This is a genomic window from Saccharopolyspora sp., from assembly GCF_017434145.1.
Lineage (GTDB): Bacteria > Actinomycetota > Actinomycetes > Mycobacteriales > Pseudonocardiaceae > Saccharopolyspora_C > Saccharopolyspora_C galaxeae.
In genome coordinates, this window is the sequence record NZ_JAFRFW010001035.1 from 1 (window position 1) to 6,710 (window position 6,710).

Consider the following 6,710-nt stretch of genomic DNA (forward strand, 5'->3'; position numbering starts at 1 on the left):
ACACCCGATCCGGACACCGGATTCCGCCCTCGGCGCCGCTGTACCGGCTCGCAGTCGGATACGGAACTCGGCGCGGACTGCGCGCGCAGAAGAAGCAACAGGCCGATCCGCACCGATGATCACGACACGCCACCGGCACGGCAACGACCCGGCGCACCGAATACCCCGCACCGACCGATCACGCCACAATCGGGACATGCTGCAGGCCTGCCTCAACGGCGCCCGATCCCCGCGCGAGCACCACCACCTGCCGGTGCGCCCCGAACAACTCGCCACCGCCGCGGCGGCCTCCATCGGCGCCGGAGCCACCGACCTGCACCTGCATCCCAAACACCCGGACGGCACCGACACCGTCGAACCGCACATCGTGGCTGCAGCCCTGCGCGCCGTCCGTGCCGCCGTGCCCGGCACCCCGCTGGGCGTGCCCACCGGTGCCTGGACCGCGCCGGACCCGCAGGACCGCATCACCGCCATCAACGGCTGGACCTTGCTGCCCGACCACGCCTCGGTCAACTGGCACGAAACCGGAGCCGACGACATCGCCCGCGCCCTGCTCGACCGCGGAATCGCCGTCGAAGCGGGCATCTTCTCCGGCACCGACGCACACGAGAACTTCAACCGCTCACCACTGCGCGATCGCGTGCTGCGCGTGCTGGCCATCGTCACCGACCCCACCCACCGCGGCGCCCGCACCACCGCCACCGCATTGCTCGAACGCATCGGAGACCCGCCGGCACCGGTCCTGCTGCACGGCTCGGCGGCGGGAACCTGGCCCGTGCTCAACCTCGCCCTGGAGCGCGGCCTCGACACCCGCATCGGACTCGAGGACACGCTCCAACTGCCCGACGGCGAGATCACCTCCGACAACGCAGGCCTCGTCACCGCCGCCATCGCACTGCGCGAGGCGAGCCGCGGCTGAGCCAGGGGAGCGGGACGGCGTTCAGGCCGGTCACCTGCTGCCTGATTCACCCGGCCGACGGTTCGCGGCCAGGGGACAAGGCCCCGAACACGCGTGCGTGGAGGAGTTCGTACTGCTCGTTCATGCGCTTCAACGGACCACGGAAAATCACCGCGCCGGGACCGACGACCTCACGAGGGGCGAACTGCTCGCGAGTCAGGTCGAGCTCGACACCGCCGGGCAGCAAGTTCCACCAGTGGTAGTCGACCCATTCGCCATCGACGCGCACCTCACCACGCATGAGATCGCCGCCGAACAAGTCGTGCAGCACCAGTGCGGTCACGCCGCATTGGCCGCGCGCCGGGTTGTCAGGGGACCACTGCGGGAGATCTTCGGGAGCGCAGGTGTCCGCGCCCCATGCCGCTCGGGTCGCCCGTTCCACTTCGGTCAAGGTCCATGTCATGAGCGATGTGTACTCCAACGCTCCGACAGCGAGCGGTAACGGGCGGGCGGGGAAGCGGCGTGGCAGTCCGCGATAACTCTTACTTAACATAATGTAGATTATCGGCGTTTTGGCGGCCTGCGAGAACGCGGCGAGAGGGGCTGTGAACGGCCGTTCAGCACGGGCTGAATGTCGCGTGTGCGGCGGGCCGGTGCACCGAGCGGCGCACGAGCACGAGCGCTCGGGCGGATGGGCTCGGTCGGCGCAGCGGCCGCACACTACGCGGCGGCCGGTGAGCATGTCCGCGGCAGGCCCGCTCCATGCGGCCTGCGACGCTTCCGGCGTTCGAGCGGTCGGCGCTCTCCTTGCGGCGAGGCCGCCACCTCTCCCTAATAACGTCACCGTGACGGTATTACGAAGACGGAGACTCGCAGCTCAACGAGGCGATGGACACCCACAGCTCGAAGTCGATCTTGCCGGCCGGACGATGCCGGCTTCGAGCACGAGCTGCGCACCGGGCCGCAACTGCCGCGGGACGAGCGCCGACGAGCCGATCCGGGCGAACCGATGCCGCCGACGCGCCATCCCCTGGCACTGAGGCGCCGGCAACCGGAACCGTTTCCCCATTTGATGGATAATGAACGTTATCCATCAAACTGAGCTCTTCCGCGCGGCCGCGGCGATCAGCGGCACTGCCCGGAACGTCGCTACGACGGACCGAGGCCGAGGCCGCTCAACCGCGCACCTATACCTCGCACTGCCAGGCGCCCGGCGTGGCTTCGACCACTACCCCGCTACCAGCGTCGACGCCCCGGCTCGACGATGACAAATTTGCCGAATGAGTCAGGACGACCCGGTCGCCGAGTTCTCCGCGCACCGCGCACGCCTGTTCGGCCTGGCGTACCGGTTGCTCGGTTCGGCGGCCGATGCCGAGGACATCGTGCAGGAGGCGTTCCTGCGCTGGTCAGGCGCCGATCGCGCGGTGATCGCGGCACCTGGCGCGTGGTTGGCCAAGGCGGTGACGAACCTGTGCCTGAACCAGCTGAGCTCGGCGCGGGTCCGGCGCGAGCAGTACGTGGGCCCGTGGTTGCCGGAGCCGGTGAGCGTCGCCGATGGTTCGCTCGGCCCGATGGAGTCGGTGCAGCAGCGCGAGTCCGTGTCGATGGCGTTCTTGGCGCTGCTCGAACAGCTCACGCCGATGGAGCGGGCGGTGTTCGTGCTGCGCGAAGCGTTCGGTTACGACCACCGCTCGATCGCGGAGACGTTGGAGTGTTCGCAGGCCAATTCGCGGCAGGTGCATCGCAGAGCCGCGCTGCGGCTGCAGGACTCACGTGCGCGTTTCGAGCCGGACCGCGCCGCGCAGCAGCGGTTGGTCGAACGGTTCTTGGCGGCGGCGCGGGACGGTGACCTCGCGAGGTTGGAGCGGTTGCTCGCCGCGGACGTGGTGTCCTGGTCCGATGGTGGCGGCAAGGCCAGTGCCGCGCGGCATCCGGTCGCCGGTGGCGCGCGGGTCGCGAGGCTGATTGCCGGGCTGTTGCGGAAAGCGCCCGACGAGGGCGCGGTCCGGGTGCGCGAGGTCAACGGCGGGCCCGCGTTGGTGGTGTGCTCCGGCGCCGATCTGCTGCTGGTGATGCTGCCGCAGGTGACCGGTGGGCGGATCAGCGCGCTGCGGAGCATCACCAATCCCGACAAGCTCCGGTTCCTCGACCGCCAGCTCGCGGCCGCGGTGTCACACCACGGCGGCCTGTCCGGTCTGAGCGGGTGAGGACCCCATCGACCGGGAAGGAGCACCATGAGCGCGAAGGTGGTCATCATCGGAGCCGGCTACGCGGGGGTGAGCGCGGCCAAGCGGCTGGCTCGCAGCAGTGCGCAGGTCACGATCGTCAATCCCCGCGCGGAGTTCGTCGAGCGGATCCGCCTGCACCAGCTGCTGGCGGGTAACCGGGCCGCGACGCTGCCGTTGGCGCGGTTGCTGCCCGGTTCGACGACGTTCGTGCGGGATTCGGCGGAGTCGATCGACGCCGAGCAGCGCACGGTGACGCTCGGCAGCGGGCGGGTGCTCGATTTCGACTACCTCGTCCACGCGGTCGGCAGCCGCAGTCCGCTCGAGGTCATTCCCGGGGCGGCGGAGCACGCGGTGGGCGTGGGCGAGCTGGAGGACGTGGTCGACGCGCGGCGGCGGTTGCAGGCGTTGTCCGGCGGTTCGTCGATCAGCGTCGTCGGTGGCGGGTTGACCGGTGTCGAGGTGGCGGCCGAGCTCGCCGAGTCCGGTGCGCACGCGGTGCGGCTGATCACTGACGAACCGCTCGCGGCGAGCGTCAGCGGCAAGGGGCGCGATTACCTCCGCGCGCACCTCGGGCGGCTCGGCGTCGAGGTCGTGGAGAACACGGCGGTGAACGCGGTTCGCGCGTCGGAGGTGGAGCTGGCGGGAGGTCGCGTCCTCGGCAGCGATCTGACGGTGGTCGCGGCGATGTTCGTTGCTCCCCCGCTTGCTCGGGACAGCGGCCTGGACACCGATCACGACGGCGCGCTACGGGTGGACCGGTCGTTGGTCAGCACCGGCAGCCGCGCTGTGGTGGGTGCCGGTGACGCATCCCGGATCACTGCTGCGCCGCTGCGGATGAGCTGCCAGGCGGCGATTCCGCTCGGCGTACATGCCGCGGAAACGGTGCTGCATTCGATCCACGGGACGGTGCCGAGGCCGGTGCGCCCCAAGTTCACCGGGCAGTGCATCAGCTTGGGGCGGCACGCGGCGTTGTGGCAGCAGGCGAGCCTGTCGGACGTTCCGGTGCCGACGATCGTGACGGGGAAGGCGGCTGCGGTCGTCAAGGAGAGGATTTGCGCGTCCACGGTGCGGCTCGGGTTGAATCCGCGGATCAAGCCCACCTACAGCTGGTCGTGGTGAGGATCGGGGTTTCCGGTCGTTACGGCCGGCCGCGACGTGCGGGGCTGTGATCGAGGGTTCCGGTCATCGCCGAGTCCGAGTTTGGGGCTGGGTTACCGAGTTTGGGGCTGGGTTACGAAGCCTGCGGTCGCGGCCAGTTCACGATCGGGGTGCGGTCGCGGTGGCTGCTTCGGAGCGCTTCGACGAACCGGTCCCGGCTGACCGGTCCGTCGAAGCCGGAGCGGATGTCGGTGACCTGGACCTGGTGGCGGTCGGCGTCGGTCGCGCCGAGCACGGCCATGACGCTGTCGCGGCGTTGCCTGCTGGCGCGGATGCGCGCTCCTAGTGATCCTTCGGGTTCCAGGCGGGGGCGGAGTCCGGCCGCGGTGAGGGCGTCGACCAGTTCTCGGGCGGCGCTGTCCTGGGCGGGTCCTACCGGCATGACGCATGCCTGCACCGGAGCCAGCCACAGCGGCAGCCGGCCCTGGTGGCGTTCCAGCAGTGCGGCGACCACGCGTTCCATGGAGCCGACGGTGCCGCGGTGGATCATCAGGACTGGTTGTCGCGATCCGTCTGCGGCGTCGTAGGTGAGGTCGAAGCGGCCGGGCTGGTTGAAGTCGAGCTGCACGGTGGCGATGGTGTCGTCGTGTCCGTTGCGGACTTGCAGGTCGAGTTTCGGGCCGTAGAAGGCCGCTTCGCCTTCGACCTCGATCAGGTCGAGGCCGTGGCTGGGGAGGTCGACCGCGTGGGCGGCTTCGCGCAGCGATTGCTCGGCGTGCTGCCATTGCTCGGTTTCGCCGAGGAACGCCGGGCTCGCGTCTCGCCGGGACAGGCGCACGTAGTCGACTCGCAGTCCCAGGATTTCTTGGGCGCGCAGCGCGGATCGCAGCGCGCGGGCTGCTTCGGCCGCGACTTGGTCGGGGCGGCAGAAGACGTGGGTGTCGTCGAGGTTGATCTGTCGTACTCGGCCGAGTCCGGACAGCACGCCGGTTCGTTCGGCGCGGAACATCGGGGCGAGTTCGTTGTACCGGATCGGTAGCTGCCGGTAGGAGTGCCGGGAGGCGGCGTAGATGAGCGCATGGTGGGGGCAGTTCGCCGGTCGCAGCACGAGTTCGTCGCCGCCGACGCGCATCGGCGGGAACATGTCGTCGGCGAACTTTCCCCAGTGTCCGGACCTCTCGAACAAGGAGCGTTTGGCCAGGACCGGTGAGTGGACGCCTTGGCATCCGTCCGCTTGTGCGATGTCGCGGGCGAGGCGTTCGAGTTCGTCCCGGATGGCCGAGCCGTTCGGCAGCCACAGCGGCAGTCCGGCGCCGACTTCCGGGTCGGTGGTGAAGATGTCCAGGTGCCGGTTGAGGTCGCGGTGATCCGGTGCGGCGTCTTGCTGGTTCACGGAGGTCTCCTGGTTCGGAGTACCCGGAGTCGTGAACCGGGATATGACGGAGCCCCGGAGCACAGCTCCGGGGCTCGTTGTCGTTGTCGATGCGACTCGTCAGCGCCGGAGTGGATCCGGCGTGGTCGTGTGCTGGGCAAGTCGCATGTGGGCAGTGTAGAGCATGTTGTGCGCGGGCTGGTGGCGCTCGGCAGTGCGTGGAGGGTCGGTGATCAGTGATTCCGGCCTGTTACCGGCCAAGGGCCGTTCTTGCTCAGGCGCCCACGCGCCCGTCCACGCCCTCGCGCAGAAGATCCGCGTGGCCGTTGTGGCGGCCGTACTCCAGGAGCACGTGCACCAGCACCATCCGCAGCGAGACGTTCTCGCCCCATCTCGGCTGATATCCGGCATCGTCCAGGGACGCCGCCTCGCGCTCGATGCGGCGTGAGTTCTCGACCTCGGCTTCCCAGGCCGAGAACGCCTCGTGCCTGGTCGACTCACTGGCGTCGTAGGCCGCCTGGAAGTCGATCTCGGTGCTCCAAACCATCGGCGCGTTGTTGTCGTCGAACACTCGGCGGAACCACGCGCGCTCGACCTCCGCCATGTGGCGCACCAAGCTGAGCAGCGAAAGCGTCGATGGTGGCATCGACTGCTGCCGCAGTTCCTCATCGGTGAGCCCGTCGCACTTCATCCCGAGGGTGGCACGGTGGTAGTCGAGGAACGCCCGCAGCGTGTCGCGTTCACTGCCTGTCTTGGGCGGCCCGATGCGGTTGTCGCTGGTCACTTGCCCGTACTCCTCGTCTGTGCCTGGTGAACGGCCAGTATCAGCTTCGGTGGCGAAGATATCCAGGTGCCGGTTGTGGTCACGGTGATCCGGTCCAGAGCATGGCGTGCGCGGGCTGGTGCGATTCGGCCGAGCAGTGCGGGCGAGCTCGGTGATCAGCAGCTTCTGCTTGTTACCGGGCCGGTAGCAAGCAGAACTCGTTGCCAGACGGGTCGGTGTGGATGCGCCACGGTAGTTCTCCCCGAGCGGGGCGGAATTCGCGGCCGCCGCGTTCGGCGATTTCTGCCGCGAGTTCGTCGGGGTCGTCTGCGGTTTCGAGTCGGATGTCGA

Annotated in this window: 7 protein-coding genes; 3 read left to right on the forward strand and 4 right to left on the reverse strand. The window is 69.1% G+C overall.

Going from position 1 to position 6,710, the window contains the following annotated elements; translation table 11 throughout:
- Positions 1-196: 196 nt before the first annotated feature.
- Positions 197-919, forward strand: a complete 723-nt coding sequence (locus IJH84_RS28310) for a 3-keto-5-aminohexanoate cleavage protein (RefSeq protein ID WP_295151030.1) — start codon at positions 197-199, stop codon at positions 917-919.
- 46 nt (positions 920-965) lie between these two features.
- Here the strand turns inward: IJH84_RS28310 and IJH84_RS28315 are convergent, their stop codons facing one another.
- A complete protein-coding gene (locus IJH84_RS28315) occupies positions 966-1,349 on the reverse strand; it encodes a hypothetical protein (RefSeq protein WP_295151032.1) in 384 nt (127 codons plus the stop codon).
- An 829-nt stretch (positions 1,350-2,178) separates the two neighbouring features.
- Between IJH84_RS28315 and IJH84_RS28320 the strand changes: the two genes are divergently transcribed.
- Both IJH84_RS28320 and IJH84_RS28325 read left to right on the forward strand, forming a co-directional pair.
- Positions 2,179-3,105, forward strand: a complete 927-nt coding sequence (locus tag IJH84_RS28320) for an RNA polymerase sigma-70 factor (protein ID WP_295151034.1) — start codon at positions 2,179-2,181, stop codon at positions 3,103-3,105.
- A 27-nt stretch (positions 3,106-3,132) separates the two neighbouring features.
- Positions 3,133-4,245, forward strand: coding sequence for an FAD-dependent oxidoreductase (locus IJH84_RS28325; protein WP_200072483.1), 1,113 nt, complete (start codon positions 3,133-3,135; stop codon positions 4,243-4,245).
- 112 nt (positions 4,246-4,357) lie between these two features.
- Here the strand turns inward: IJH84_RS28325 and IJH84_RS28330 are convergent, their stop codons facing one another.
- The 3 genes from IJH84_RS28330 to IJH84_RS28340 form a co-directional block, all read right to left on the reverse strand.
- A complete protein-coding gene (locus tag IJH84_RS28330) occupies positions 4,358-5,617 on the reverse strand; it encodes a threonine--tRNA ligase (RefSeq protein WP_295151036.1) in 1,260 nt (419 codons plus the stop codon).
- A gap of 253 nt (positions 5,618-5,870) precedes the next feature.
- The gene (locus IJH84_RS28335; RefSeq protein WP_295151039.1) at positions 5,871-6,380 is read right to left on the reverse strand and encodes a DinB family protein; all 510 of its coding nucleotides are present in this window, start codon (positions 6,378-6,380) and stop codon (positions 5,871-5,873) included.
- A 172-nt stretch (positions 6,381-6,552) separates the two neighbouring features.
- A complete protein-coding gene (locus IJH84_RS28340) occupies positions 6,553-6,705 on the reverse strand; it encodes a VOC family protein (RefSeq protein WP_295151041.1) in 153 nt (50 codons plus the stop codon).
- Between the last annotated feature and the right edge of the window lie 5 nt (positions 6,706-6,710).